This window comes from Nocardiopsis sp. iso_40, from assembly GCF_056173285.1.
In genome coordinates, this window is the sequence record NZ_CM149666.1 from 3,495,278 (window position 1) to 3,522,128 (window position 26,851).

The 26,851-nt window shown below is 70.5% G+C and carries 22 protein-coding genes; 8 read left to right on the plus strand and 14 right to left on the minus strand.

Going from position 1 to position 26,851, the window contains the following annotated elements; all coding sequences use genetic code 11:
• Nucleotides 1-20 precede the first annotated feature (20 nt).
• The gene (locus AC0VYD_RS15335; protein WP_475476212.1) at nt 21-1,073 is read left to right on the plus strand and encodes a flavin-containing monooxygenase; all 1,053 of its coding nucleotides are present in this window, start codon (nt 21-23) and stop codon (nt 1,071-1,073) included.
• 52 nt (nt 1,074-1,125) lie between these two features.
• Here the strand turns inward: AC0VYD_RS15335 and AC0VYD_RS15340 are convergent, their stop codons facing one another.
• The 3 genes from AC0VYD_RS15340 to AC0VYD_RS15350 all read right to left on the minus strand — a co-directional run bounded on the left by AC0VYD_RS15340 (nt 1,126) and on the right by AC0VYD_RS15350 (nt 3,701).
• Nucleotides 1,126-2,205, minus strand: coding sequence for an ArsO family NAD(P)H-dependent flavin-containing monooxygenase (locus tag AC0VYD_RS15340; RefSeq protein ID WP_475476213.1), 1,080 nt, complete (start codon nt 2,203-2,205; stop codon nt 1,126-1,128).
• A 117-nt stretch (nt 2,206-2,322) separates the two neighbouring features.
• Nucleotides 2,323-3,417, minus strand: a complete 1,095-nt coding sequence (arsB, locus tag AC0VYD_RS15345; RefSeq protein WP_475476214.1) for an ACR3 family arsenite efflux transporter — start codon at nt 3,415-3,417, stop codon at nt 2,323-2,325.
• Nucleotides 3,417-3,701 carry an ArsR/SmtB family transcription factor gene (locus AC0VYD_RS15350; RefSeq protein ID WP_475480276.1) on the minus strand — a complete coding sequence of 95 codons (285 nt, stop codon included), beginning with the start codon at nt 3,699-3,701 and terminating at the stop codon, nt 3,417-3,419. The genes arsB and AC0VYD_RS15350 overlap by 1 nt, the downstream gene beginning before the upstream one ends.
• Before the next feature lie 141 nt (nt 3,702-3,842).
• Here AC0VYD_RS15350 and AC0VYD_RS15355 point away from each other — a divergent pair, with 141 nt between their 5' ends.
• The 5 genes from AC0VYD_RS15355 (at nt 3,843) to AC0VYD_RS15375 (ending at nt 8,666) form a co-directional block, all read left to right on the plus strand.
• Nucleotides 3,843-4,253, plus strand: coding sequence for an arsenate reductase ArsC (locus AC0VYD_RS15355; protein WP_475476215.1), 411 nt, complete (start codon nt 3,843-3,845; stop codon nt 4,251-4,253).
• Between the two features lie 256 nt (nt 4,254-4,509).
• Entirely contained in the window at nt 4,510-4,962 is a 453-nt protein-coding gene (locus AC0VYD_RS15360) for a helix-turn-helix transcriptional regulator (protein ID WP_475476216.1), read from the plus strand.
• Nucleotides 4,963-4,972: 10 nt separating this feature from the next.
• Nucleotides 4,973-5,383, plus strand: a complete 411-nt coding sequence (locus AC0VYD_RS15365; RefSeq protein ID WP_191269248.1) for a VOC family protein — start codon at nt 4,973-4,975, stop codon at nt 5,381-5,383.
• Between the two features lie 56 nt (nt 5,384-5,439).
• A complete protein-coding gene (locus AC0VYD_RS15370) occupies nt 5,440-7,845 on the plus strand; it encodes an ATP-binding cassette domain-containing protein (protein ID WP_475476217.1) in 2,406 nt (801 codons plus the stop codon).
• Nucleotides 7,846-8,150: 305 nt separating this feature from the next.
• Entirely contained in the window at nt 8,151-8,666 is a 516-nt protein-coding gene (locus AC0VYD_RS15375) for a hypothetical protein (protein ID WP_475476218.1), read from the plus strand.
• Nucleotides 8,667-9,010: 344 nt separating this feature from the next.
• Here the strand turns inward: AC0VYD_RS15375 and AC0VYD_RS15380 are convergent, their stop codons facing one another.
• From AC0VYD_RS15380 to AC0VYD_RS15405, 6 genes are all read right to left on the minus strand, one after another.
• Nucleotides 9,011-9,391 carry a VOC family protein gene (locus AC0VYD_RS15380; protein WP_191269243.1) on the minus strand — a complete coding sequence of 127 codons (381 nt, stop codon included), beginning with the start codon at nt 9,389-9,391 and terminating at the stop codon, nt 9,011-9,013.
• A gap of 214 nt (nt 9,392-9,605) precedes the next feature.
• Complete coding sequence (locus AC0VYD_RS15385; protein WP_475476219.1) at nt 9,606-10,424, minus strand: ABC transporter ATP-binding protein; 819 nt, start codon at nt 10,422-10,424, stop codon at nt 9,606-9,608.
• Nucleotides 10,421-11,455, minus strand: a complete 1,035-nt coding sequence (locus AC0VYD_RS15390) for a FecCD family ABC transporter permease (RefSeq protein ID WP_475476220.1) — start codon at nt 11,453-11,455, stop codon at nt 10,421-10,423. Before AC0VYD_RS15390 ends, AC0VYD_RS15385 begins: the two co-directional genes overlap by 4 nt.
• A complete protein-coding gene (locus AC0VYD_RS15395) occupies nt 11,452-12,495 on the minus strand; it encodes a FecCD family ABC transporter permease (protein WP_475476221.1) in 1,044 nt (347 codons plus the stop codon). Before AC0VYD_RS15395 ends, AC0VYD_RS15390 begins: the two co-directional genes overlap by 4 nt.
• A complete protein-coding gene (locus tag AC0VYD_RS15400) occupies nt 12,492-13,520 on the minus strand; it encodes an iron-siderophore ABC transporter substrate-binding protein (RefSeq protein ID WP_475476222.1) in 1,029 nt (342 codons plus the stop codon). Before AC0VYD_RS15400 ends, AC0VYD_RS15395 begins: the two co-directional genes overlap by 4 nt.
• A gap of 343 nt (nt 13,521-13,863) precedes the next feature.
• On the minus strand, nt 13,864-14,628 hold the full coding sequence (locus AC0VYD_RS15405; RefSeq protein ID WP_475476223.1) for a helix-turn-helix domain-containing protein: 765 nt from the start codon (nt 14,626-14,628) through the stop codon (nt 13,864-13,866).
• Nucleotides 14,629-14,725: 97 nt separating this feature from the next.
• On the opposite strand from AC0VYD_RS15405, the gene AC0VYD_RS15410 reads away from it, so the two are divergent.
• Nucleotides 14,726-15,706, plus strand: coding sequence for an ABC transporter substrate-binding protein (locus AC0VYD_RS15410; RefSeq protein WP_475476224.1), 981 nt, complete (start codon nt 14,726-14,728; stop codon nt 15,704-15,706).
• 51 nt (nt 15,707-15,757) lie between these two features.
• Here the strand turns inward: AC0VYD_RS15410 and AC0VYD_RS15415 are convergent, their stop codons facing one another.
• A complete protein-coding gene (locus AC0VYD_RS15415; protein WP_475480277.1) occupies nt 15,758-16,150 on the minus strand; it encodes a VOC family protein in 393 nt (130 codons plus the stop codon).
• Between the two features lie 92 nt (nt 16,151-16,242).
• A complete protein-coding gene (locus AC0VYD_RS15420) occupies nt 16,243-17,820 on the minus strand; it encodes an MFS transporter (RefSeq protein WP_475476225.1) in 1,578 nt (525 codons plus the stop codon).
• Nucleotides 17,821-17,907: 87 nt separating this feature from the next.
• Between AC0VYD_RS15420 and AC0VYD_RS15425 the strand changes: the two genes are divergently transcribed.
• Nucleotides 17,908-18,321, plus strand: coding sequence for a winged helix-turn-helix transcriptional regulator (locus AC0VYD_RS15425; RefSeq protein ID WP_475476226.1), 414 nt, complete (start codon nt 17,908-17,910; stop codon nt 18,319-18,321).
• A gap of 259 nt (nt 18,322-18,580) precedes the next feature.
• Here the strand turns inward: AC0VYD_RS15425 and AC0VYD_RS15430 are convergent, their stop codons facing one another.
• The 3 genes from AC0VYD_RS15430 to AC0VYD_RS15440 all read right to left on the minus strand — a co-directional run bounded on the left by AC0VYD_RS15430 (nt 18,581) and on the right by AC0VYD_RS15440 (nt 26,011).
• Nucleotides 18,581-22,591 carry an MMPL family transporter gene (locus AC0VYD_RS15430; RefSeq protein ID WP_475476227.1) on the minus strand — a complete coding sequence of 1,337 codons (4,011 nt, stop codon included), beginning with the start codon at nt 22,589-22,591 and terminating at the stop codon, nt 18,581-18,583.
• Complete coding sequence (locus tag AC0VYD_RS15435) at nt 22,588-23,289, minus strand: response regulator transcription factor (RefSeq protein ID WP_475476228.1); 702 nt, start codon at nt 23,287-23,289, stop codon at nt 22,588-22,590. Before AC0VYD_RS15435 ends, AC0VYD_RS15430 begins: the two co-directional genes overlap by 4 nt.
• 199 nt (nt 23,290-23,488) lie before the next feature.
• The gene (locus AC0VYD_RS15440; RefSeq protein WP_475476229.1) at nt 23,489-26,011 is read right to left on the minus strand and encodes an alpha-L-arabinofuranosidase C-terminal domain-containing protein; all 2,523 of its coding nucleotides are present in this window, start codon (nt 26,009-26,011) and stop codon (nt 23,489-23,491) included.
• Between the last annotated feature and the right edge of the window lie 840 nt (nt 26,012-26,851).

The window sequence follows — 26,851 nt, forward strand, 5'->3', positions numbered from 1 at the left end:
CAGCCGAAGAAGGAATCCGTATGCCCCCCGCCGAACGCTTCCCCCTGGCCGTCATCGGCGCCGGACAGGCCGGCCTGGCCACCGTGCACGCCGCCGACCGGCGCGGACTGCGCCCCCTCGTGCTGGAGGCCTCCGACCGGGCCGGCGGGTCGTGGCCGCACTACTACGACAGCCTGACCCTGTTCTCCCCGGCGCGCTTCTCCTCCCTGCCCGGCCGACCGGTGCCGGGTGAACCGGACCGGTACCCGGTGCGCGACGAGGTCGCGGCCTACCTGCGCGACTACGCCGCCCGCCTGGACGCCGACTTCCGCTACGGCCAGCAGGTGGCCGGGGTCGAGCGGAGCGGGAACGGGTTCCTGCTCACCACCGCTGACGGCTCGCGTTTCGAAGCGGTCACCGTGGTGTGCGCGACCGGTGGTTTCACCCGACCGCACCGCCCCGACCTGCCCGGACTGACGGACTTCACCGGGACCGTGGTGCACACCGCCGACTACCGCTCCCCCGCCCCGTTCACCGGTCAGCGGGTCGTGGTGGTCGGCGGCGGCAACTCGGGGGTGCAGATCGCGACCGAACTCGCCGGGGTCGCCCGGGTGAGCCTGGCCAGCCGGGCCCCGGTGGCCTGGGCCGAGCAGCGCCCCCTGGGGCGGGACATCCACTGGTGGTTCGCGCGCAGCGGTCTGGACGCTGCTCCGCTGCGCCGGTTGTGGGAGAGGGGCCCGACACTGGTCAACGACGACGGGCGTCACCGGGCCGCCTTCGCCTCGGGCAACCCCGACCGCCGGGAGATGTTCACCCGGCTGGACCAGGACGAGGTCACCTGGTCCGACGGGACCGTGGAGGGGATCGACTCCCTGGTCCTGGCCACCGGCTACCGGCCCGCGCTGGGCTACCTCTCCGGTACGGGCGCCCTGGACGGTGAGGGACGCCCGCTGCACAGGGGCGGGGTCTCCACCACCGTTCCCGGGCTGGGTTACGTCGGTCTGGAGTTCCAGCGCTCCTTCTCCTCGGCGGCCCTGCGCGGGGTCGGCCGGGACGCCCGACACGTGCTGCGCCGACTGCGGCCGCGGGCGTGACCAACGGTTTCCACGGGTGTGCCGGGGGCCAAGTCCTCCGGGCGCACCCGGGCTAGCGCTCTGCCAGCTCCCGGACGATCTCGGCGACGGCGCCCTTGGCGGTGCGCCCCGCGCCGATGATCGTGGCCGAGGCGGCGCCGGTCCAGTCCCCGTAGCCGAGCAGGTGCAACCGGGGTTCGGCGACAGCGCGAGTCCCCTCCACAGCCACCCGTCCGTCCGCGCCCAGTCGGCCCAGCGGTTCCAGATGGTGCAGAGCGGGCCGGAAACCGGTGCACCACAGCACCGCGTCGCAGTCCCAGGTGGTGCCGTCCGCCCAGGCCACCCCGGTGGGGGTCAGCCGGTCGAACATCGGCTCGGCCTTGAGCGCACCCCGGTCCCGGGCCCGGCGCACACTCGGCACCGCCACGATGTCGCCCAGATCGCCGACGCCCTGCGCGCTCTCCCCCCGTTCGGCAGCCTGCTGGCGGCGTGTGGCGATGGAGAACAGCGCCCGGCCGTCGACGTCGTCGGGCAGGAGCCGGGGCGGGCGCCGGGTGGCCCAGAGGGTTTCGGCGACCGGGGAGAGCTCGGCGAGGATCTGGGCCGCGGAGTTGCCGCCGCCGACCACCGCGACGCGCTGCCCGGCGAACTCTTCCGGGCTCCGGTAGTCGACGGTGTGCAGCTGCCTGCCCGCGAAGACTCCGCGGCCCGGCAGGTCGGGCAGGTGCGGGGCACGCCAGGTCCCGGTCGCGCTGATCACGTACCGGGCCCGCCAGTTCCCCCGGTCGGTGTGCACCCGCAGGCGGTCCCCGGCCCTCTCGACGCCCTCGACGTGGACCGGACGCCGGACGGGCAGCTCGTAGCGGCGTTCGTACTCGGACAGGTACCAGGCCGCGTGCCGCGCGGACGGGTACTCCCGGCCCTCCTCCTCGGGCATCCACCAGCCGGGCAGCATGCTGTGCCCGGCCGGGGAGAACAGCCGGAGCGAGTCCCAGTACAGCGGCCACGAGCCGCCCGGTTCCCCGCCCTCGTCCAGGATCGCGAAGTCGAGCCCGGTGCGCCGCCCGGCACGGCGCAGGAAGTAGCCCGCGGCGAGCCCGGCCTGTCCACCGCCGACCACCACGACGTCGACCTCGTGTTCGCGGGTGCCCATCCTCGTTCTCCGTTCCGTCCGGCGGGGCCGTCCCCGCCCCCGGTCTCGACCTCGGTCACGTGCTGCTGCGGTGCCCGGCCCGCGCACACCCGTGTGCGGGCCGGGCACCCGTTGTTCCTACCGGCGCTCGGGGGTGAACCTCTTGCGCCAGGCCAGCGAGACGTACACCAAAGCGACGAGCACCGGGACCTCGATCAACGGACCGACCACCCCGGCCAGCGCCTGCCCGGAGGTGACCCCGAACGTGGCGATCGCGACCGCGATGGCCAGTTCGAAGTTGTTGCCCGCGGCGGTGAAGGCCAGCGTGGCGGTGCGGTCGTAGTCCATCCCGATCGCCTTGCCGAAGGCGAAGGTACCGAACCACATGAGGGCGAAGTAGGCCAGCAGCGGGAGGGCGATGCGGGCCACGTCCAGGGGCTGGTTGGTGATCCGCTCCCCCTGGAGGGCGAACAGCAGCACGATGGTGAACAGCAGCCCGTACAGCGCCCAGGGGCCGATCCGGGGCAGGAACGCCGACTCGTAGCGCTCCCGGCCCATCCGGCGCTCACCGAGCGTGCGGGTGAGGAAACCGGCCACGAGCGGGATGCCGAGGAAGATCACCACGTTGAGGGCGATCAGCCAGGGGGACACGTCCAGTCCGCCGGTGTCCAGGCCCAGCCAGCCGGGCAGCAGGTCCAGGTAAAACCAGCCCAGGGCGCCGAAGACCAGCACCTGGAAGACCGAGTTCAGGGCGACCAGGACGGCGGCGGCCTCGCGGTTGCCGCAGGCCAGGTCGTTCCAGATGATCACCATGGCGATGCAGCGGGCCAGGCCGACGATGATCAGGCCCGTGCGGTACTCGGGCAGGTCGGCCAGGAAGATCCAGGCCAGCGCGAACATCACCGCCGGGCCGACGACCCAGTTGACGACCAGGGAGGTGACGAGCAGGCGCCGGTCCCGGGTGACGGTGTCCAGGCGGTCGTAGCGGACCTTGGCCAGGACCGGGTACATCATCACCAGCAGGCCGATCGCGATGGGCAGGGAGATCCCGCCGATCTCCATCGCGGCCAGGAGTTCGTTCAGGCCGGGGACCAGGCGGCCCAGGCCCAGGCCGACGGCCATGGCGAGCAGGATCCACACCGCCAGGAACCGGTCCAGGGTGGACAGCTTCGCCACCGCGGAGGCGTCGGTGCCGACGGGGGCGGCCTCGGGGGTGGTCTCGGGGCGCCCCATCAGCAGGGCCGCCTGTTCTGCGCGGCACCCGTGGAGCGGGCGGTGGCCGCCAGGTCGGCCAGCCCCGCGGAGAGGGACTCCAGGACCTCCGGGCACAGCCGGTAGTAGGTGAACCGGCCGCACGGCTCGGTTTCGACCACCCCGGCCTCGCGCAGCAGGCGCAGGTGGTTGGACAGGTTGGTCTGGCGTGCGCCCGTCTCGGCCGTCAGGTGCGTGGTGCACAGGGTCTCGCGGGCGAGCAGGGTGACGATCCGCATCCGGAGCGGGTCGGCCAGGACCTTCATCAGGTCATCATCAACTGACATCAGCATGCACTGATATTATCCCATCGACCGTCACCGGTGCGCCCCCGGGCACGCCCCCGCCGTCGAGGGGCGCCCCGGGACAGCACCCACCGTCCCCGAACCGGAACAGAGGCATCCACCATGGCCGGAACCGACAAACCGTCCGTCCTGTTCGTCTGCGTGCACAACGCCGGACGCTCCCAGATGGCGGCGGCCTGGCTGCGCCACCTGTCCGAGGGCAGGATCGAGGTCCGTTCGGCGGGCTCGGCCCCCGCGGACTCGCTCAACCCCGCGGTCGTCGAGGCCATGGCCGAGGCGGGGATCGACATCTCCGCCGAGAAGCCGAAGGTCCTCACCCACGACGCGGTCGAGACCTCCGACGTGTGCGTCACCATGGGCTGCGGCGACACCTGCCCGATCTTCCCCGGCAAGCGCTACCTGGACTGGACGCTCCCCGACCCCGCCGGTCAGGGCGTGGCGGCCGTGCGCCCCATCCGTGACGACATCCGCGAGCGGGTGGCGGAGCTGGTAGACGAACTCCTCCCGGGCTGAACCGCTCGGCCGTGACCGCCCGAGGCCGCTGCCCCGGTCGGTTCACACCTGTTGGCGCCCCCTGCCGTCCCCGCCGACGGAACGGCCACGGGCCGCCTCCCCGCGCCCGGTGCCACGCCGAGCGCGGGGAGGCGCAGAGCCGCCCACCGCCTCCGAAACCACCCGCCGAAATCGCTCCTGGTAGCAGGATCACGGCGGAGGAGGGCCCGAAGCCGCCCGGGCCGGACACTGGATGCGGCCGGGACGGCATGGCACGATGACCCGGGTGACCAGCAGAACCACCACCGAACAGCACCTGGGCGACCTCGCCCGGCTGCGCCGCGTACGCGACCGGATCGACCGCGAGTACGCGCAACCGCTGAACGTCGAGGCCCTGGCCCGGGACGCGCACATGTCCGCTGGGCACCTGAGCCGCGAGTTCCGGCGCGCCTACGGCGAATCGCCCTACTCCTACCTGATGACGCGGCGTATCGAGCGCGCGATGGCGCTGCTGCGCCGCGGCGGCCTCAGCGTCACCGAGGTGTGCTTCGAGGTCGGCTGCTCCTCCCTGGGCACCTTCAGCACCCGCTTCGCCGAACTGGTCGGGATGCCGCCCAGCGCCTACCGGATCCGGGCCGCGGACGAGACGGCGGGGATGCTGCCGTGCGTGGCCAAACAGGTCACCAGACCGATCAGGAATCAAGAAGCGCGGTCGGGGCGCCGGGGCTAGCGTTACGGACATGGACATCACCATTCACGCGAGCTTCCTTCCGCACACCGATCCGGAGGTCTCCCTGGCCTTCTACCGGGACACCCTCGGTTTCGAGGTCCGCGGCGACGTCGGATACGAGGGGATGCGCTGGATCACGGTCGGCCCCGTGGGCCAGCCCGACACCTCCATCGTCCTGGAACCGCCGGTGGCCGACCCCGGGGTCACCGACGAGGAGCGCAGGACCATCGTCGAGATGATGGCCAAGGGCACCTACGGCTTCGTCAACCTGGCCACCCCCGACGTCGACGGCACCTTCGAGCGGCTGGAGGCCAGCGGTGCCGAGGTCGTGCAGGAACCCACCGACCAGCCCTACGGCGTCCGCGACTGCGCCTTCCGCGATCCCGCGGGCAACCTCCTGCGCATCCAGGAACGGCGCTGACCCGGAAGGGCCGCCACGGAAGGCACACCCAGCACCGCCGCGCAGAGGGAGAGACGATGAGCAAGGCCCGGACGGCACGGACGCCGTCACCCGCACCGCACCCGGCCGACAGCCACGAGCTGATCCGGGTGCACGGCGCCCGGGAGAACAACCTCAGGGACGTCAGCATCGAGATTCCCAAACGCCGTCTGACGGTGTTCACCGGGGTCTCGGGGTCGGGCAAGAGCTCCCTGGTGTTCAACACGATCGCCGCGGAGTCGCAGCGGATGATCAACGAGACCTACAGCACCTTCGCGCAGGGTTTCATGCCCACGATGCCCAGGCCCGAGGTCGACGTCCTGGACGGTCTGACCACCGCGATCATCATCGACCAGGAGCGGCTGGGCGCCGACCCGCGCTCCACGGTCGGCACCGCCACCGACACCAACGCGATGCTGCGCATCCTCTTCAGCCGGTTCGGGCAGCCGCACATCGGTTCGCCGCACGCGTTCTCCTTCAACGTCGCCTCGGTCCGGGCCAGCGGTGCGATCACCGTCGAACGCGGCGACCGCAAGACCGTGAAGCAGACCTTCACCCGCACCGGCGGTATGTGTACGCACTGCGAGGGGCGGGGCTCGGTCTCCGACTTCGACCTCACCCAGCTGTACGACGACTCCAAGTCGCTCTCCGAGGGCGCGTTCACCATCCCCGGCTGGAAGTCGGACGACTGGTGGACCGTGCGGACCTACAAGGCGTCGGGCTTCTTCGACCCGGACAAGCCGATCCGCGACTACACCGAGCAGGAGATGCGGGACTTCCTGCACCACGAGCCGGTCAAGGTGAAGGTGGAGAAGTCGAACCTGACCTTCGAGGGGCTGATCCCCAAGCTCAGGAAGTCGTTCCTGGCCAAGGACAAGGAGGCGATGCAGCCGCACATCCGGGCCTTCGTGGAGCGCGCGGTCACCTTCACCCCCTGCCCCGAGTGCGGGGGCACCCGGCTCAGCGAGGCCGCCCGGTCCGCCAGGATCAGGGGGCTCAACATCGCCGAGGTCTGCGCGATGCAGATCAGCGACCTGGCCGGGTGGGTGCGCGAGTTGGACGAGCCCTCCGCCGCTCCCCTGCTGGACGCGCTGCGCCAGACCCTCGACTCGTTCGTGGAGATCGGGCTGGGATACCTCTCGCTCGACCGTGCGGCGGGCACGCTCTCCGGCGGCGAGGCGCAGCGCACCAAGATGATCCGCCACCTGGGCTCCTCGCTGACCGACACCACCTACGTCTTCGACGAACCCACCGCGGGCCTGCACCCCCACGACGTCCGGCGGATGAACAACCTGCTGCTGCGGTTGCGGGACAAGGGCAACACGGTGCTGGTCGTGGAGCACGAACCCGAGACGGTCGAGATCGCCGACCACGTCGTCGACCTCGGCCCGGGCGCCGGTTCGGCGGGCGGCACCGTCTGCTTCGAGGGCACGGTGGAGGGACTGCGCGCCAGCGGCACCGCCACCGGTCGGCACCTCGACGACCGGGCCGTGCTGAAGGAGAAGGTGCGCTCCCCCGGGGGCGCCCTGCGGATCCGCGGCGCGGGCAGGCACAACCTGCGCGACGTGGACGTGGACGTCCCGCTCGGTGTGCTCACAGTCATCACCGGCGTGGCCGGTTCGGGCAAGAGCTCCCTCGTGCAGGAGGCGCTGGCCAGGGGTAGCGGGGACGACGCCTCGGGCGTGGTCTCGATCGACCAGAGTCCGATCCGCGGTTCGCGGCGCAGCAACCCGGCCACCTACACCGGGCTGCTCGATCCGGTCCGCAAGGCCTTCGCGAAGGCCAACGGGGTCAAGCCGGCGCTGTTCAGCGCCAACTCCGAGGGAGCCTGCCCCGTCTGCAAGGGGGTCGGGGTCGTCTACACCGACCTGGGGTTCATGGCCAGTATCGCCACCACCTGCGAGGAGTGCGAGGGGCGGCGGTTCGACACCTCGGTGCTGGAGTACCGGCTGGGCGGCCGCGACATCAGCGAGGTGCTGGCCATGTCGGTGGCCGAGGCCGCCGGGTTCTTCGGCTCCGGTGAGGCGAGGACCCCCGCGGCGCACCGGATCCTCACCCGGTTGGACGAGGTCGGGCTCGGTTACCTCAGTCTCGGCCAGCCGCTCACCACCCTGTCCGGCGGTGAGCGGCAGCGGCTCAAGCTGGCCGTCCACATGGCGGAGGAGGGCGGTGTGTACGTCCTGGACGAGCCGACCACCGGCCTGCACCCCGCCGACGTCGAGCACCTGTTGGGCCTGCTCGACCGGCTGGTCGACTCCGGCAAGTCGGTCATCGTGATCGAGCACCACCAGGCGGTCATGGCACACGCCGACCGGATCATCGACCTCGGCCCCGGGGCGGGTCACGAGGGCGGCCGGGTCGTGTTCGAGGGCACCCCCGCCGAGCTCGTCGCCGCCCGCTCCACCCTCACCGGCGAGCACCTGGCGGACTACGTCAACGCCTAGTACCGCGACGGCAGGTCGCGGCGCGCGGGTCGCACACGGCAGCCGTGTGCGGCCCGCGCCGGGTTCGGCGCGTGGTCACGGGTCCTCTACGGGCCCGCTCGTGTGCTTGGCGGGTGCGGACCGGGAGGTCGGGCGCGGTCACTGCCAGGGGCCTGTTCGTGCTCGGTATACGACACCGTGTCCTCGGGGTTGCTCAACCTTGGTGTTGGCTTTCACACCCGCCCAATGTGGTTTCAAGCACTACCAAAGTGCTGGTCAGCGCATACATTGCACATATGAAGTTTATCGGATCGATACCCAAGTTCATGTTTGCCGTGACCACGAGCCTGCTGATCACCGCAGGACTGCTCCTGGCCGGAACGGGCGCCGCTTCCGCGGACACGAACGAGGACAAGGCCGTCGCCGCGACCCTCAACGACGAGCTGAGCTCCGACATGGCCGGCCACATGACCGACGAGTACGTCTCCCACGCACGTGAGGTGGTCGAGGCGGCGCAGGAGCGCGACCTGGACGAGCGCGCCGCCACCATCGCGATCGCCACCGTCATCGTCGAGACCCACATGAACAACTACCCGGGCGGTGACCGCGACAGCGTCGGCCTGTTCCAGCAGCGCGACCACTACGGTTCGAAGGAGGAGCGCCTCGACCCCACCTGGGCCGCCAACGCCTTCTATGACGAGCTGGAGTTCGTCTACCCCGGCGGGAGCTGGGACGACGAGCCGATCGGCGAGGTCGCCCAGGACGTGCAGCGCTCCGCCTACCCGGACCGGTACGGGTACCAGGCCGACGACGCCGAGGTCATCGTGAACCACCTCTGGTAACAGAGGGACCAAGAACCGGACATGGAGCGTGCAAACCCCGCTCTTGCACGCTCACGACACCCCGCCGGAGAACGGCAACGGGTTGGTCAGCAGGTAACAGGTAAACAGAACCCCTGGGCAAGAACGCCGCCGCGCACATCGTGCCGGCGGCGGCCCGTGGAACGGAGCCGGACCCCGCGGGGTCCGGCTCCGTTCTGCCGGATCCACACCTTGTTTTCCCCAAGCAGGTCAGGCCGCCCCGGCATCGCCGGGGCGGCCTGACGTGTCCCGGGTGCACGACACGACCCGCACCAGACCCGGGGCAGACCCCGGACCGCCTGGCGCCAAGGCGTGGCCGATGCGTGTCAGAGCGGGTTGAGGCGAGCCTTGAGCAGGCAGAACTCGTTGCCCTCGGGGTCGGCCAGGACATGCCACTGCTCCTGCCCCGTCTGACCGATCTCGGCCGGGCGCGCACCGAGGGCGAGAAGGCGTTCGAGTTCGGCGTCCTGATCGCGGTCGGTGGCGTTGACGTCGATGTGCAGCCGGGGCTTGCCCGGCTCCGGCTCGTCCCTGCGGCTGAGGATGATCGTCGGCTGCGCACCGCCGAACCCTTCGCGCGGGCCGATCTCCACCATCTCGCCGTCCTCGCGATCGAGTACGACGAAGTCCAGGACCTCGCACCAGAACCGCGCCAGCACCTCGGGGTCGTGACAGCCGAGGACGAGCTCACTGATACGACATGCCATGAACGAAACCTGCTCTCAGTTCGGGGAGCGGCCGGGGAGACCACAGGAGAAACCTCGTGAGGCCCCGTCGGCGGAACGACTCCGTGACCGTACCGAAGCAGGCAAAGGCGGGCAAAGTATTTTCGGGGCTGACCGGGCCCGGGCATCCGGGCAGGCTCGTTGACCACACGCGGTGGCGAAGTTGACTTCGATACACGGAGCTGGCTTCAGGACACTAGGCGTCGGCCTGCGCGTCCGCCCGGTGGTGCCTGCCGATGGGGAGCATGAGGGGTTTGCCCGAGGTGGGGTCGGTGATGATCCGGCTGTGCATCCCGAACACCGCGTGCACCGTCTCCGGGGTGAGCACCCGCTCGGGCGGGCCCGCCGCGTGCAGCCTGCCGGAGGCGAGCGCGATGAGGTGGTCGGCGTAGCGCGCCGCCAGGTTGAGGTCGTGCAGGACCAGCACGATCGTGGTGCCGCGTGCGGTGTTGAGGTCGGTGAGCAGGTCCAGGACCTCCACCTGGTGGCTGACGTCCAGGAACGTCGTCGGCTCGTCGAGGAGCAGCAGGTCCGTGCGCTGTGCCAGGGCCATGGCGATCCAGACGCGTTGGCGCTGCCCGCCCGAGAGCTCGTCGACGGGGCGGTCGGCCAGGTCGACCGTCCGCGTCGCTTCCAGGGCCTCGGCGACGGCCTCGTCGTCCTGCCTGCTCCAGCGGGAGAGCATCCTCTGGTGCGGGTGCCTCCCGCGCCCGACCAGGTCGCTCACGGTGATGCCCTCGGGGGCGACCGGTGACTGCGGCAGGAGGCCGAGCGTGCGCGCGACCGCCTTGGGCTGGAGGCGGTGCACCTCCTGCCCGTCGAGGAGCACCCGCCCGCTCCGGGGTGTCAGCAGCCGTGACATCGAGCGCAGCAGCGTGGACTTGCCGCAGGCGTTGGCGCCGACGATCGCGGTGATCCGGCCCGGCGGGATCGCGAGGTCGAGGGACTCGATGACGTCGCGGTCCTTGTAGCCGAGCGTCAGTTCCTCGACGAGGAGCGAATGGTCCGTGGTCACAGGGAGCCTCCCACGCGGTTGGTCCGGACGATGAGGTAGACGAGGTAGGGGGCGCCGAGCACGCCGGTGACGACCCCGACCGGGAAGCGGGTCCCGAAGGCGAACTGGCCGCAGAAGTCGGCGACCAGGACCAGGAGCGCGCCGACCAGCGCGGAGGGCACCAGCAGGGAGCCGTCCGAGCCCACCAGCCGCGCGGCGATCGGTCCGGACAGGAAGGCGACGAAGGCGATCGGCCCGGCCGCGGCGGTGGCGAAGGAGATGAGGCCGACCGCGCCGACGACGGCCAGGAGCCGGGTGCGGTCCACCCGCACGCCCAGGGCCGAGGCGGTGTCGTCGCCCAGTTGGAGTGCGGAGAGGTTGTCCGAGAGCCCCAGGAGCAGGGGGCCGAGCAGGAGCAGCGCGAGGACGACCGGGAGCGCTCCGTTCCAGGTGGCGCCGTTGAGGCTGCCGGTCAGCCACCGCATCGCCTCCTGCAGGTCCCACATGGCGGCCCGGTCGAGGATGTAGGAGGTGAGGCTTTCGAGCATCGCCGCGACACCGATCCCGATCAGGATGAGCCTGGTGCCGGAGACCCCGCCCTTGAACGACAGGGCGTACACGGCCAGGGCGACGGCCAGGCCGGCGACGATCGCGAAGGCCGACACCCCGGCTCCGTCGAGGGAGAGCACAACGATCGCGAAGGTCGCCGCCGCGCTCGCCCCCGCGCTGATCCCGATGATGTCCGGGCTGGCGAGCGGGTTGCGCAGCATGGTCTGGAAGGTGATCCCGCACAGCCCGAAGGCCAGCCCGGCGGCGACCGCCAGTACGGCCCGGGGCAGCCGGAGCCGTCCGACGGTGAAGGAGGCCCCCGGCACGTCCTGCCCGAGGAGCACCCGGGCCACGTCGCCGGGCGGGTAGAAGGTCTGCCCGACCATGAGGGTGGTGGCGAACCCGAGGACGATCAGGGCGGCGAGGACGCCGATCACGACGCGCCGTCGGCGCGCACGGCGCACCCGACCGCGGGCAACGGTCTCGACGGTGGAGATGCTCACAGGGCACGAACCTTCTGACGTCGGACGATGTAGATGAAGAACGGGGCGCCGACCAGGGCGGTCACGATCCCCACATCGATCTGTCCGGGGCGTGCCACCACACGGCCGACCACGTCGGCCGCGGTCAGCAGCGCGGCGCCGCCCAGGGCCGAGAACGGCAGCAGCCAACGGTGGTCGACACCGACGAGCAGACGGCACATGTGCGGCACGACAAGACCGACGAACCCGATCGGGCCGGTGACGGCGGTGCTCGCCCCGCACAGCACGACCGAGCCGACGGAGGCGCCGATCCGCAGGGCCTCGACGCGTTGGCCCAGACCGGCGGCGAGCTCGTCGCCGAGGGCGAGCAGGTTGAGCCCCCGGGCCGACAGCAGGCAGACGAGGAACCCGGCCGTGAGGAAGGGAAGCACGTGCGCGATGGACTCGTACGTGCCGCCGCCGACCCCGCCGATCTGCCAGGAGCGCACCCCGTCGGCGATGTTGTTGCGCGGCAGTACGACGGCGCTGATGAACGAGGACAGGGCGGCGGAGGTGGCCGCCCCGGCGAGGGCGAGCTTGAGCGGTGTCGCGCCGCCTCGCCCCAGCGAGCCGATGACGTGGACGAACAGCGCGGTCAGCCCGGCGCCGGTGATCGCAGTCCAGATGAAACCGGTGGCGGAGGCCACCCCGAGGAAGGCCATGCCCGTGACGACGGCGAGTGAGGCGCCCATGTTCACGCCCAGGATGCCGGGGTCGGCCAGCGGGTTGCGGGTCACGCCCTGCATGACCGCGCCGGAGACGCCGAGTGCGGCGCCGACGAGGACGGCGAGCAGGGTGCGCGGGATCCGTTTGGCGACCGCGGCCTGGTCGAACCCCTCGGCGGACCCGCCGAACGCGGCGACGATGTCGGCCCACTGGACGTCTCGGGAACCGACGGCGACCGAGGCGAACACGAGCCCCAGCAGGACGCCGAGGACGAGGAGCAGCCAGAGGGGTTTACCCCGGTGCGGGGGCCGTGCGGTGACGGCCCCCGCCTGGTCAGGGGACTCTCGCGTGATCACTGTGCCCCGTCAGCGGCCTCGGCCAGGAGCGACAGGTAGTCGTCGAGGACCCACGAGATCGACAGCGGGGTCGGGTTCGCGGCCGTGCCGAGCGGGCTGTCCCCGGGCAGGCTGACCACCGCGGAGTCGCGCACGGCGGGCATCTGAGACAGCAGCGGGTCTCCCTCCAGGGCGGTCACCAGCTCCTCGCCGCCGTAGGTGACGATGACGTCGACGTCGTCGAAGGCGTCGGCCCGTTCGGCGCTGTGGGTGAGGGAGAACTGGTCGGTCTCGGCGGAGGCGTCCGCGACGCTCTGCGGGGTCTGGAGTCCGATGTCGTCGAAGAACAGCGCTCGGGTGTCGTGTGTGGTGTAGAAGCTGACCTCGCTGAGGTCGGTGGTGTCCACGTGGGTGAGGAACATCGCCGAGGCGCCCTCGATCTGCGGGTACTCCGCGACCGCCTCGGTGATCTCGTCCTCGAGCCCGGCGACGAGCTCGGCGCCCTCGTCGGCCATGCCGAGTGCGGCGCTGTTCAGCTCGATCGTGTCCCGCCAGGACGTGCCCCAGGCGGTTTCCGGGTAGGCGACGACGGGGGCGATCTCGCTGAGGGTGTCGTAGTCCTCCTGGGTCAGCCCGGAGTAGGCGGCGAGGATCACGTCGGGCTGCGTGTCCGCGACCGCCTCGAAGTCGATGCCGTCCGTCTCGTCGAACAGGACGGGGGTCTCGGCGTCCAGTTCCTGGAGCTTCTCCTCGACCCACGGCAGGACGCCGTCGTCGTTGTCGTCGCCGAAGTTGGCGGCGGCCATGCCCACCGGCACGACGCCCAGGGCCAGGGGGACCTCGTGGTTGGCCCAGTTCACCGTCGCGACCCGTTCGGGCTCGGACTCGATGGTGGTCGTGCCGAGGGCGTGCTCGACCTCGACGGGGGTCCAGTCCCCGGAGGGTTCGGCGGCGCTCTCCTGGGCCGGGGCGGAGGAGCAGGAGGCGAGGGTGAGGGGGAGCAGCGCTGCCGTGGCGAGCACGGCCAGCCTGGGGAGACGGGGCATGGTTTCCTTCCGGTGGTTGGCCCTGGGCGCTGGGTGCGATGTCCTCGGGGCCTGGTCGCGTCGCCTCGGTGGAGTGTGCGGGCGCACCGGGCCACGGGCACGGCGGTCCTCGGGTGCCAGGGCCTGTGGTGCGTGGACGCGGGGGTGCGTCACCCCGACCACAGCGAATGCTTAGGTTTGCCTAACCAAATTTAGGGTGCACTCACCAGGTTCGCAATCACGCAGATGTGACACCGTTCTTCTCAAAACGGACAGAGTCCGCCCTACTCCCCCGCCGCCCCGACAGCTAACTGGCCGCCACGGCCCCCGCCCCCAGGCCCCGGAGGGGCCACCACGACAGGCGTCACTGCGAGCGGAAGCGCCCCGGACTCATCCCCGTCACCCGCCGGAAGACCGTGCCGAACGCGCTCGCCGAGTGGTAGCCGACCCGCTCGGCGACCTCCTCGATCTCCTCACCACCGGAGAGCAGCGTGATCGCGTGCTGCACCCGGGCGGCGGCCAGCCACTGGCTGAACCCGAGCCCGGTCTGCTCGCGGAAGGCCCGTGTGATGGTCCGGGTGCTCACACCGAGCCGCGAGGCCCACGCCGCCAGGGTCGTGGTGTCGGCGGGATCCTCGCGCACGGCGGCGACGATCGGGGCCAGCAGCGGTGACTCGGGGATCCTGAGCAACAGCTCGACCGGGGCGGGGACCAGCAGGTCGAGCACCAGCGCCTCGGTCTTGGCGCGTGAGTCGGGGGCCAGCCCCTCCTCGTTGAGCCGGTCGAGCAGCAGCCGCAGCAGCGGGGTGACCTCCACGGCCACGGGGGCCTCCGAGATCGCCGGGACCGCACGGACGCTGAAGTGCGCGGAGTGGTGCCAGGTGCCGGCGGGCGTCCGCCCGGAGTGCGGCGTCCCGGCCGGGATCCACAGCCCGACCGAGGGGGTGATGGTCCAGACCCGCGCCCCGACCTCGGCCGAGGAGGCTCCCCGCCGGTTCCACAGCAGTTCGTGCGTCGGGTGCGAGTGCTCCTCCCAGAACGTGTCCCGGTCGATGACCTCCTCCGTGCCGCGGACGACGAAGGGCACGTCGATCTCCCCCGCCGCGTAGCTGGGGAGCCGACGACTCATGTCTCGTGTGACCACGCCGTTCAGATTACGCCCCGCCGACCAGCCCGAAAGCAGCAAAGGGTAGCCTTGCCTTATTTTCCACGAGAAGGAGTTTCTGATGGCGTTGAGGCGTGTGGGAACGGCCGTGTCCGGCCGACGGGGCGGTGTGGCGGCGGCCGCGCTCTCGCTGCTGGTGCTCGCGGGCTGCGGAACGGCCCAGGAGGGCGGGGAGGACGCCGCCGCCTCGGACGGAACGTACCCGCTGACCGTCGAGACCTCCCACGGGGAGGTCACCATCGACGAGGCCCCCGAACGGGTGGTCGCCCTCGGCTTCGCCTCGGCCGAGGAACTCCTCTCCCTGGGCGTGACCCCGGTCAGCGTGGCCGAGGACCCCGAGACCCTCGACCAGAGCGTGCCCTGGATGGCCGAGGAGATCGCCGACATCTCCGACCCCGGCCTGATCACGGCGGACGGCGAACCCAACCTGGAGGCGATCGCGGCCGCCGAACCGGACCTGGTGATCGCCCAGACCTACCAGGTGAGTGACCAGGCGGCCTTCGACCGGCTGAACGCCGTCGCCCCGACCGTCACCCCCGCCACCGACGCCGCCAACGCGGACTGGGACGAACGGCTGCTCAAGACCGCCGAGGCCGTGGACCGCACCGCCGAGGCCGAGGAACTCATCGCCGGGATCGAGGCGGAGTTCACCGGGATCGGCGAGACCGTCCCCGGCATCGAGGACCGCACCTACCAGTGGGTCCGCGCCGACACGAGCGGGTACGCCTTCGGCAACGGGGCCCTCTTCGAACTGTTCGGCCTGCGGCCGGCCGACAACCAGGACAACACCCAGACCTCGGATCCGCTGTCCCGGGAGAACACGGCCGACCTGGACGCCGACCTGCTCGCCGTGTGGGCGCCGGGTGAGGAGGAGCGCGAGCAGATCGACGGGGACCCCCTCTTCCAGGGCCTGCCCTCGGTCGAGGCGGGCACCGTCTACTACGCCGACCTCGCCTTCGCCAACGCCATCAACTCCGCCGGCCCGATGAGCCTGCGCTGGCTCGCGGAGGAGCTGCGCCCGACCGTCGAGGCGCTCGGCTGAGCGAGGTTCCCCGCGGACCGGGCACGTTCGGTCCGCAGGGGCCCGGAACGCTCAGAACGAACGCTGGTCCCGGCGCAGGGGGTGGTCGTCGGGGATCTGGACCAGGACGATCCGCACCCCGTCGGGGTCGGCGATCCACGCCTCGACCAGCCCCCAGAACTCCGTCCTGGGCTCACGCAGACCCTGAGCCCCGGCTGCCGTCAACCGCTCGTACTCGGCCCGGACGTCACGCACCTGCAACCACAGGGAGAGCGGCGGTACCCCGGCGGTCTCGGAACTGCCGGAGACCTCCAGCAGCCCGTTGCCCAGGAAGAACACGGTCCCGAGCGCCTCGGGGTCCCCGAACTCGCGGTGCACCGCCAACCCCAGGACGTCGCGGTAGAAGGAGCGGCTGCGCGCGAGGTCGGTGGGCCGCAGCAGGATGCGGCTGCTCAGAACGTCCATGCCCGGCATGATCGCACCCCGCGCTCCCGCGGAGAAGCACCCGGGACCGGACACGGCGGCATGCGGCCCAGTGCTCCTGGCCCGGGACCTCCTCACTCACCCCCTGTGGCTCTGACCGTCTCCGGTGAGGCGGACCGCCGTGACGGCATCAACAGCAGGGTGACGGCGAAAGCGCACACGACGAACCCGGCTCCGACGAGGAAGGCCTCGTGGAAGACGTCCGCCCGAGCCTGGCGGACGAGCTCCGGGACCCCGTTCGCCGCAGCGGTCAGTTCCGGGACCATCCGGAAGGAGATCGCCGCGGCGACGGCGAGCCCGAGCGCGCCACCGACCTCCTGGCTGGTGTTGATCAGGCCCGCCGCCAGCCCGGACTCCCGTTCCTCGGTGCCCGCGAAGGCCGCGATCTGGAGGGGTACGAACGACAGCCCCAGGCCGATACCGGTCATGGCGAACACGGGTAGGACGTCCACCGGGTACGCGGCGTCGACGGGGACACGCCACAACAGCATCATCCCCGCCCCGGTGAGGGTGAGCCCGACCAGCAGGACTGGCTTGACAGCGATCCTGGTGACCAGGTTCGAGGCGATACCGGCGCCGATCGCGGTCGTGACGGCGAGGGGCACGTAGGACAGGCCCGTGCGCAACGGTGAATAGTCCAGTACCTGCTGCATGAAGAGGCTGGCGAAGAAGAACAGCGTGACAGTGTTGCCCAACAGGAGCAGGGCGACGAGGTTCGCCGCCCTCAGGGACGGACGCCGGAAGACCGACAGCGGGACCAGGGGCGCGGCGCTGCGGCGCTCGATCAGCAGGAACCCGAGCAGCAGCAGGGCCGCGACGGCGAATCCCGCGTAGGCGCGGACGGGGACAGCGCCCGCGTCGTCGACGGTCAGGCCGAGGGAGTAGATCAGCAGGACCAGTCCCGAGGTGAGCACGACCGCGCCGAGGATGTCGAAGGACGCCCGCCGTCCGGTGGACCGGCTCTCCGCGACGACGAACGGAGCCAGGAGGGCGCCACCCAGACCGATCGGCAGGTTGACGAAGAAGATCCACTCCCATCCGGGCCCGTCGGTGATCAGGCCGCCCAGGGTCACCCCGGCGACCGCGGCGATGCCGCTGAGCGCACCCCAGACACCGAGGGCCCGGTTGCGCTCGGCGCCCTCGGCGAAGTTGTTGCGCAGGAGGCTGAGCGCGGCGGTGGCGATGAACGCCGCGCCGAGCCCCTGCACGCCGCGGGCGAGGATCAGCATGAGCGAGAACTGGGCGAGGCCCGCCGCGAGCGAGGCCAGGGCGAAGACGACGAGGCCGGCCTGGAGCATGAACCGGCGGCCGAAGGTGTCCGCCAGCCGGCCGCAGAGCAGGAGGAACCCGCCGAGGATCATCCCGTAGGCCGTGACGATGTACGGCAGGTGAGCGGAGGGAACGTCGAGCTCGTTCTGGATGGTGGGCAGCGCGACGTTCACGATGGAGACGTCGAGAAAGGTCATGAAACCCGCGAGGCTCAGAAAAGCCAACACGAGACCGGGACGTCGAGGTGGATTCTCGACCGGTGAACGAGAAACACCGTACTCGGATTCTTGGGCTGACATGAAACTCCTGTCGAGGTATGGGAGAAATCCGATTCCAGGCAGCACGAAGCAGAGACGGAAAATGTCCGACAGCGGCCGTTGCATACGCCTTCTCACCAACGCGCCCTCAGAAGCTAGCAGCCCGGGTAAAGTAGTTACCTAGAGGAAAGTGACTTACCAGGAGGGATTTCCATGGTCATGGATTCGACCCGCCAGGAGCCGATCCGGTCCGACCAGGCCTGCCCGATCAGCCCCGTGGTGGACCTGGTCTTCAGCCGCTGGACCACTCCGGTCCTGTGGACACTGCACACCCAAGGCCGCCAGCGCTTCGTCGAGTTGCAGCGCAGCATCGGCACCATCACGCCGAAGGTGCTGACCCAACGGCTGCGGCAGATGGAGCGGGACGGCCTCGTCCGCCGCACCTACCATGCCGAGGTCCCGCCCAGGGTGGAGTACGAGATCACCGACCTCGGAAGCAGCCTGTCCCCGCTCTTCGCCACCCTGGCGGACTGGTCCGCCGCCCACCTGGACGAGGTGGAGCGGGCCCGCCACCAGTTCGACGACCAGGACTCCCGACCGGCCGATCAACGGGAACGGACTCCGTGAATGACAACGGAATCTCCCTGGCCCTGAAGTTCCTCCCCCGATAAAGCGGAATTCGCCGAGGACCCCCGAAACGGTCTGTGGCCATGGCGTTGAGTTGACCAACACCGGAAAGAATTTCGCTGGTCGAAGTCCTCGTACGCCCGGGCGGACGATCCCAGCGCCCGCGGCCCCCGAAAAAGGGAACGGCCCCGCCGAGCACTGCTGCTCGACGGGGCCGACACGGCGGGCGCCGCTGACCCGGAGGTACCGGTCCGCCGGGTCAGGTGCGGGAGTCCACCGGGGTGCGGGGCTCCTGGGCGCCCTCGCCGCCCCCGTCGCCTCCGTCCGAGCCCTCGCTGCCCCCGCCGGCGGCGGGCGCGGTCGCGTTCAGCCGGTCGCCCTCGATGTCGACGTTGGGCAGCAGCCGGTCCAGCCACCTCGGCAGCCACCAGGTGGCCCGGCCGAACAGGGCCATGACCGCCGGGCCGAGCGTCATCCGGACCAGGAAGGCGTCGATGAGGATGCCCACCGCCAGGACGAACGCGATCGGCTTCAACATCTCCACGTGGCCGAACACGAACGAGGCGAACACGCTGATCATGATGGCCGCGGCCGCCGTGACCACGCGCGCCCCCTGGGTGAAGCCGGAGGAGATCGCCGCCATCGGCTCGCTGCCGTGCACGAAGTCCTCCCGCATCCGGGAGACCAGGAAGACCTCGTAGTCCATGGCCAGGCCGAACAGGATGCCGATGACCAGGGTCGGCATGAAGGCCAGCAGCGGCCCCGGCTCGACGCCGAACAACGCGGCCCCGTGGCCCCACTGGAAGACCACCACGGTCAGGCCCAGCGAGGCGCCCGCGCTGAGCACGAAACCCAGCGCCGCCTTGACCGGCACGAGCACGGAGCGGAACACGACGGTCATCAGCACCAGGGCGAGCCCGATCACCACGGTGGCGAACACCGGGAGCGCGTCGGCCAGGCGTTCGGAGATGTCGATCGCGGCGGCGGTGGCACCGGCCACCACGATCTTCGCGCCGATCTCCTCGTCCACCTCGTCCTGGAGTCCGCGCACCTGGTGCAGCACGTCCTCGGTGGCGGTGTCGGAGGGCCCGCTCTCGGGGATCAGCACGATGATCGCGGTGTCCTGCACCTCGCTGAGCTGCGGCGGGAACACCTCCGCGACCCCGTCGACCTCCTCCATCCGCTCGGCGACCTCGTCGGCGGCGGCGGGCATGTCGGGCAGGCCGGTCAGGTCGGCCACCACGGCGAGCTGCGCGGTGTGGCCGGGCCCGAACTCCTCGCTGATGATCTCGTAGGCCTGGCGCTGGGTGGTGTCCTCCGAGCTGGTCTCGTCGCTGGGCAGGCCCAGGTGCATGCTGCCCAGGGGCAGCAGGAGCGTGCCCAGGACCGCGGCCACACCCAGGACAGCGATGAGCGGGCGCCTGGTGACCATGCCGATCCACCGGGCGCTCATGGTGCGCTCGGAGACCATCGCCCTCTCGGCGCGTCGGCCCAGCACCGGCAGGCGCCCGGCCGTGACCCGGTGCCCGACGAACCCGAGCAGGGCGGGCAGCAGCGTGATCGCCACCAGTACCGCCACCGCGACCGTGACCATCGCGGCCACACCCATGATGGTCAGGAACGGGATCCGTACGACCGACAGGCCGAGCAGGGCGATGATGACGGTCGCACCGGCGAAGACCACGGCGCTGCCGGCGGTGCCGATGGAGCGGGCGGCGGACTCGGCCGGGTCCCAGCCCTGCGACACCTGTTTGCGGTGGCGGGAGAGCACGAACAGCGAGTAGTCGATGCCCACGGCGATACCGAGCATCAGCGCCAGGATCGGGGCCGTGCTGGTCAGTTCGATCAGGCTGGAGGAGGCGTAGAGCAGCATCATGCCGACGCCGACGCCGATCAGCGCCAGCAGGATCGGCAGGCCCGCGGTGATCAGGGCGCCGAAGTTGATGACCAGCACCACCAGTGCGGCGACCAGGCCGACGGCCTCGCTCGCGCCCATGGCGGGCACCTGGTTGGTGATGGCCGGGCCGCTGAACTCCACGTCCATCCCGGCGTCGCGGGCCTCGTCGCCGGTGGCCAGGATCGCGTCGACGGTCTCCGCGGGCACCTCGCCGTTGCGGGCGTCCAACTGGACCTGGAGCATGACGGTGTCGCGGTCCTCGGAGAGCTGCGGGACCTGGTCGAGGATCTCCTCCTCGTCGAAGTCGGGGGCCTGGCGGGCCACCTCCGCCAGGGCCTGCTCCTCGGCCTCCGGTAGCTGCTCGGCGATGACCTCGTCCCGGTTGGGGGTCTGTGGCGGCACCAGCCCCTCGACCCCCTCGCGGGCGGCCTCCAGGGCCTCCTCCTCGCCTTCGGCGATGCCCTCCTCGTACTGCTGACGGGCGTCCGCCACGATGCCGTGCGGGCTGATGACCGTCTCGACCTTCGGAGCGTCCGCGAGTTCGTCGGCGGTCGCGCGGACGGCGTCGGCGTACTGTTCGTCCTCGATGACGTCGGAGCCCTCGGGGGCGCTCAGCACCGCGGTGACCGACTCGCCGGTGGTGGAGAAACGCGCCTCCATCAGGTCGGTGGCCTGCTCCGACTCGGTTCCGGGGATGCGCAGCGCGTCGTTGAGCGGGGCGCGGAACATCAGCGCCGCTCCGGCTGCGACCACGAGGATCAGCAGCCAGGAGACCACGACCAACCATCGTCTGCGGTAGGCGAACCCACCCAGACGGTAGAGCAGACCAGCCATACTCGTTCCTCTCAACCCTGTTCGCTTCGCCGCCAGCCCATCCGACCGCGATGAGGCGAAATGCCGAGAACCATGAGATTTCGATGAGAACGCGACGCCACCGGTGAGATCATCGTCACGGTGGTGCGCCAGGGGGTCCGGTTCGGGGTCGGGCGGGGCCGGGAACCGCAGGGTGACCGTGGTCCCCTCCCCCGCGTCGGAGGCGAACTCGGCCTCGCCGCCGTGCGCCCGCATGACGGCCCGGACGATGGGCAGCCCCAGCCCGCTTCCGGGGCGGCCCGACGCCGAGGCGCCGCGGTAGAAGCGCTCGAAGACGAAGGCAGCGCTCTCCTCGTCCATGCCGGGACCGCCGTCCGCGACCTCCAGGACGACCCGGCCGTCGACGCGGCGCAGCCGGACCGTCGCCGGGCCGACCGCCGGGGTGTGCACGCGCACGTTGGCCAGCAGGTTGGAGACGACCTGGCGCAGTTCCTGTTCGTCGCCGACCACGAGCCCCTCCGCGGAGGCCTCGGTGCGCCACTCGCGTTCGGGTTGGGCGGCGCGGGCGTCGGCGACGCTGTCGGCCACGATCCGGCCGAGTTCGACGACCTCGTGCCTGGGGGCGGGGCGTTCGTCGAGGCGGGCCAGGTAGAGGAGGTCGTCGACGATGGCGGCCATGCGCTCGGACTCCTGCTGGGAGCGGGTGATCACGTCGGGCCGTCTGGCGACGTCGACCACCCCCTGGGCGACCAGTTGCAGGTAGCCGCGGATCGAGGTGAGCGGGGTGCGCAGTTCGTGGGAGGCGTCGGAGACGAACCGGCGCAGCCGCTCCTCGGAGCGCTCGTGGCCGTGCAGGGCCCCGCGCAGGCGCGCCAGCATGCGGTTGATGGACAGGGTGAGGCGGCTGACCTCCACGGCGGCACCGGGGGCGGGTTCGGGCACGCGGCGTTCGAGGTCGCCGAGGGCGATGGCCTCCGCGGTCTCAACCACGTCGTCCAGGGGCCGCAGCCCCCGGCGGATGACCGCGGTCCCGGCGAGCAGCGCGAGCCCCAGCATGGCCAGGCCGACCAGCACCTGGATCGCGACCAGCCGGTGGACGGTGGCCCCGACCGGGTCCAGGGGTTCCCCCGTGAGCACGACCGTGTCGTGGTCGGGCAGGTCCAGCACCATGACCCGGTACTCCGAGCCGTCGTGTTCGACCGTGAACACGCCCTCGGGCGCGTTGTCGGTGTCGATGTCGCGCACCAGGGTCGGCCCCGCGCCCTGGAGCCGGTGCACCCGGGGATGGGGGTCGCCCGGGGCGCGGGTGACGAACTCCGCGACGAAGTCGCTGGGCGTGCGGATCTGCTCGACCAGTTCGTAGGGGTCCTGGGCGAAGATGTCGTCCTGGTGGGCGCGGACGAAGGCGGCGCTGGTCTCGATGCGTTCGTCGACCCGGTCGACCAGGTAGGAGCGCAGGAAGGTGGCGCTCGCCGCCGCCACCACGGTCAGGGCGAGGAGCATCAGCACCGCGTTGAGCACGACCATGCGGCCGCGCAGGGTGCGCCACGGCGCCCTCACCTGGTCTCCCCCTCCCGGAGGGCGTAGCCGAACCCCCGCTGTGTCTGGATGAGGTTGGGGCCGTGCGCGCCGAGTTTGCGGCGCAGGTAGCCGACGTAGGTGTCGACGATGTTGGAGCCGCCGGAGTAGCCCTCGCTCCACACCTCGTCGATGATCTGCGGGCGGGAGAGCACCCGGCCGCTGTTGAGCATCAGGTAGCGCAGCAGGTCGAACTCGGTGCGCGAGAGCGGGACCGGGTGGCCCGCCCGACGGACGACGCAGGCCCGTTCGTCGAGTTCAACGTCGGCGAAGCGCAGCAGGCCCTCCGCCTGTTCGGGTCGGGGTCCGGGGCGGGTCCGGCGCAGGACGGCCCGCACCCGGGCGACGAGTTCGTCGGTGTTGAACGGCTTGGTGACGTAGTCGTCGCCGCCGTAGGTGAGCCCGGCGACCCGCTCGCTGTGGGCGTCCTTGGCGGTGAGGAAGACGATTCCCAGGTCCGGGCGGGAGCGCCGCAGGGCACGGCACACGTCGAACCCGTCCCCGTCGGGGAGCATCACGTCCAGTACGACCAGGTCGGGTCCGAAGGCGTGCGCGGCGGTGTGCGCCTCGGCTGCGGTGGCGGCGGTCCGCACGTCGAACCCGTGGAACTCCAGGACGGTCGCGACCATGTCGAGGATGTTGGGTTCGTCGTCGACGACGAGGATCTTGGCTTGGAGCATGGTCCGTCCATCACAGCCGAAGCGGATGAGAAAGGGATGAGAGCCCAGGTCACGCGGTTGCGCGGGGTTCGGGGCCCGGCCCGATCGTAGCCCTGGCCCATTCCCCGGCCGGCCTCACCCCCGCGACAGGTAGGGGCGCACCGGGGCGCCCGCCGGGCACCGGCTCTGCGGTGCCCGGCGGGCGCGGTGCCGCCGTGGGCTACTCCTCCGGGGTGAGGCGCATGAAGGTGACCGAATGCGCCGGGAAGGTGTGGGTGAACGTGCTGTCCACGCCGTCGATGGTGGAGGTCTCCGGGCTGACGGGCCGGTCGCTCGCCGTGTTCTCGGCGGCCGGGTCGGCCTGCAGGACGGTCAGCTCGGCACTGGACCCCACCCGCGCGGAGCCCAGGTCGATCGACGTGCGGGCCGCCTCGCCCTGGGCGTTGACGACCTTGACGATGAGCTCTCCGGTCTGCTCGTCACGGGTGACGACCTGACGAAACGGTTCGGGCTCGGACGCAGTGAAGCTGCCCCACTCCTCGCCGTCGAGGTGGAGGGTGACGTCACGTCCGCGCACCTCGACGCGGATGTCGTACGCGCGGCCGGACTCCACGGTGGTGCCGTCGGAGACGACGAGGCTCTTCGCGCCGCCGGAGGCGCGCTCCACCGCGGACTGGGTGTTGTTCCACCCGCCCAGGTTCCACCAGTAGTAGTCATCGGTGCCCTGGATTCCGAACCCGACGAGGAAGCCCTCGGCGCCCTCGCGCTTGGTGGCGGTCACCTCCAGGTCGTAATCGGTCCACCCGGGGTCGCCGGCGGTGACCATCGTGTTCTCACCCGAGGGCTCGGTCTGCACGTAGGCGCCGTTCTCGACGGTCCAGTTCCCGGCGTCGGTGACGTGGGTCCACTGGTCGGCGCCGGAGGAGAAGTCGTCCTCGAGCAGTGTCCCGCCGTCGGCGGAGGTCACCCGGACGTCGTCGTACTCGGCACTGGTGTTCCAGGTGGACAGTCCCACCGCGCCGGTGATCGGCCCGCTGACACCGGGGGTGCCGGAGGCGGTGCTGGGCACCACCCGGTCTCCGGTGTTGGTGGAGAAGAGCCGCTGCACCTCGTAGTTGGCCGAGCCCCAACTGGTGCCGTTGTTGAACCAGATCATGTCGGGGGTCCATTGGGTGCCCCAGTCGGCGGCCAGCAGCGGGGCGTAGGAGACCATCTTCACCACGTCGGCGTTGCGCTCCAGCCCGGTCATGTAGGCGGCCTCGGCCAGGGCGTTGGAGAACTGGTTGCCCTGCGAGGCGAACTCGCCCAGGTAGACGTCGGGGCCCTCGCGGTCGTAGGAGTCGTAGCGCTCGTTGTTGGCCAGGAACCAGGCCGGCGAGTTGTAGTAGTGCTCGTCGACCATGGCGGCGTCGTGCTCCCGATTGAGTTCCCAGGCGCGATCGAAGACGGTGCCGCCGGAGGCCGGTCCGGAGTTGCTGACCACGGTGACGTCGGGGTACTCGGCCTCGATGGCGTCACGGAACCGCAGGAAGCGCTCGAAGAACGCGTCGGGCAGGTTCTCCTCGTTGCCGACCTGCACGTGGGTCAGACCGAACGGCTCGGGGTGGCCCATCTCGGCGCGCACGCCGCCCCACTCGGAGTCGGCCGGACCGTTGGCGAACTCGATGAGGTCCAGGGTGTCCTGGATGTGGCGCTGCAGCAGTTCGGGATCGTCGGTGACCCGGTTCTCACCGCAGCCGGTGACCAGGGCGGGCACGACCGGCAGCGGCATGGCGCCGAGGTCCTCGGCGAACCGGAAGTACTCGTAGTAGCCCAATCCGTAGGACTGGTTGTAGCCCCAGAAGTTGTGGTTGGTCGCGCGCTCCTCGACCGGTCCGACCGTGTCTTTCCACTGGAAGGAGCGCTCGGGCGGCCAGTCGGGGGCTTCGTAGGCCTCATGGCTGCCGGTGTTGACCAGGCAGCCGCCGGGGAAGCGGACGAAGCCCGGGTCGAGTGCGGCGATCTGCTCGGCGATGTCCTTGCGCAGGCCATTGTCATGGCCCTTGAAGGTCTCGTGCGGGAAGAGCGAGACCATGTCCAGATCCAGCACGCCGCCACCGCTTCCGGTGACCGACAGCCGACCGGCGGCGCTGGAGGCGGTCGCGGTTAACGTTCCGGTGTACTGGGCCCAGTCGCCCCGGACGTCCAGGGACAGCGGCTCGGCCAGCGACTCGCCCTGGGCGTCGTGCAGCCGCACGGTCACCGGGTCCGGGCGGCCCGGGGATTTCACCCACACCGAGAAGTCGTATTCCTCCCCCTCGGTGACGGGAATTCCGGTGGAATATCCGCTGTTGACCACGCCGTATTCGCTACCGTCGGTGGGCAGTACGACCCGGAGGTAGTTGCGGTTGCGCTCGTTGAGCCGACCGGAGTTGTTCACCACTCTGGCCTGGCCGTCGGTGTTTTCGGAGTCTGCCTCCTCCCAGGCGGTCATGGGGGTGTAGTTCCCGTTGTCCGCGGTGCTGTATTCGAAGGAGCGGTTCTGCACCAGTTCGGCGTAGAGTCCGCCGTCGGCGGCGTGGTTGATGTCCTCCATGAAAATGCCGTACATCTGGTCGCTGATCTGCGGCCCGGCCGTGGAAACGTCGATGTCGATGCTGTAGTCGGTCGCTGCCGACGCGGGGGACGCCGTGGTCACGACGCACAGCAGTCCGGTGAGAAGCGCACACGTGGTGCGCGCCGATGTCCTTCGGTTCGCTGGCAAGTCTCCTCCGAGGGGGTATACCGACGCCGAGTGCCGGTCGGTGGTTGCGGGATATGGCGAGTCGCTCAGGCGAGTCTTCTCGACGGCGATAGGCGTTGCAAACCAGGGACCGGGGCGCGTATTACACGACCCTTGTCCCGGAGTTCTCTATTTGTATGTTAGCGCTAACATTATGAGTATGATTCGATCAACTTCGGCCGAATGTATTTTTCTAGATATAACTTCGCCACCACGGAGGTGTCAAGGGGTGTTCTGCGAGTGAAACACGCGCGCCGGTTTCACCTGCGGGGTTGGACCCGCCCGCATCCCACCGCACTCGCTGAACGCGAGCGGTACGCCAGCCCCCGCTCTCCCGCGGGCGTCGGAGGTGGCCCATGAGGCACACGAGCCAAGCGTCGTCCAGGGGGGCGATACACCGGTCCGCCTGAACGAAGTACACCTGGCCGTCAGACCATGCCCCTGAAACTTCAAGCCACCTCCGCCAAGGTGACCAGGGTGCCCCGATTACCGTGCCGCACTGCCCCCGTCACGCCGAACCTTGCGCACCACCCGCGAACACCACGAGAACACCGGCTCCCAACAATCGAGGTGCTGACTGAGCAGACCGCAGCCTGCACGAAACCATCACCAGCGCTCGAAACACTGTGAGCGATGGTCGCCTCATATCCGGTGATTGCACAGCTCGAGAACTCCAAGTGCGCCTGGAGCATTAATCCTGAAAATGGCTCCAAACGAACCTCGAAAAACTTTCCCAACGAAAAGAAGGAAACGAATCCCCCTCTTGATGCATCAACACTATCGGATCAAACGCATCTCTAGAGTTCATCCAGTAGACTTGAT

Coding starts and splice junctions, on each gene's coding strand:
- AC0VYD_RS15420 (WP_475476225.1), bottom strand. CDS start 17,820: ATGCAACGGCCGCTGTCGGACATTTTCCGTCTCTGCTTCGTGCTGCCT.
- AC0VYD_RS15435 (WP_475476228.1), bottom strand. CDS start 23,289: ATGCTCCAAGCCAAGATCCTCGTCGTCGACGACGAACCCAACATCCTC.
- AC0VYD_RS15410 (WP_475476224.1), top strand. CDS start 14,726: ATGGCGTTGAGGCGTGTGGGAACGGCCGTGTCCGGCCGACGGGGCGGT.
- AC0VYD_RS15340 (WP_475476213.1), bottom strand. CDS start 2,205: ATGGGCACCCGCGAACACGAGGTCGACGTCGTGGTGGTCGGCGGTGGA.
- AC0VYD_RS15355 (WP_475476215.1), top strand. CDS start 3,843: ATGGCCGGAACCGACAAACCGTCCGTCCTGTTCGTCTGCGTGCACAAC.
- AC0VYD_RS15335 (WP_475476212.1), top strand. CDS start 21: ATGCCCCCCGCCGAACGCTTCCCCCTGGCCGTCATCGGCGCCGGACAG.
- AC0VYD_RS15375 (WP_475476218.1), top strand. CDS start 8,151: ATGTTTGCCGTGACCACGAGCCTGCTGATCACCGCAGGACTGCTCCTG.
- arsB (WP_475476214.1), bottom strand. CDS start 3,417: ATGGGGCGCCCCGAGACCACCCCCGAGGCCGCCCCCGTCGGCACCGAC.
- AC0VYD_RS15365 (WP_191269248.1), top strand. CDS start 4,973: ATGGACATCACCATTCACGCGAGCTTCCTTCCGCACACCGATCCGGAG.
- AC0VYD_RS15370 (WP_475476217.1), top strand. CDS start 5,440: ATGAGCAAGGCCCGGACGGCACGGACGCCGTCACCCGCACCGCACCCG.
- AC0VYD_RS15400 (WP_475476222.1), bottom strand. CDS start 13,520: ATGCCCCGTCTCCCCAGGCTGGCCGTGCTCGCCACGGCAGCGCTGCTC.
- AC0VYD_RS15415 (WP_475480277.1), bottom strand. CDS start 16,150: ATGGACGTTCTGAGCAGCCGCATCCTGCTGCGGCCCACCGACCTCGCG.
- AC0VYD_RS15380 (WP_191269243.1), bottom strand. CDS start 9,391: ATGGCATGTCGTATCAGTGAGCTCGTCCTCGGCTGTCACGACCCCGAG.
- AC0VYD_RS15350 (WP_475480276.1), bottom strand. CDS start 3,701: ATGAAGGTCCTGGCCGACCCGCTCCGGATGCGGATCGTCACCCTGCTC.
- AC0VYD_RS15425 (WP_475476226.1), top strand. CDS start 17,908: ATGGTCATGGATTCGACCCGCCAGGAGCCGATCCGGTCCGACCAGGCC.
- AC0VYD_RS15360 (WP_475476216.1), top strand. CDS start 4,510: ATGACCCGGGTGACCAGCAGAACCACCACCGAACAGCACCTGGGCGAC.
- AC0VYD_RS15405 (WP_475476223.1), bottom strand. CDS start 14,628: ATGAGTCGTCGGCTCCCCAGCTACGCGGCGGGGGAGATCGACGTGCCC.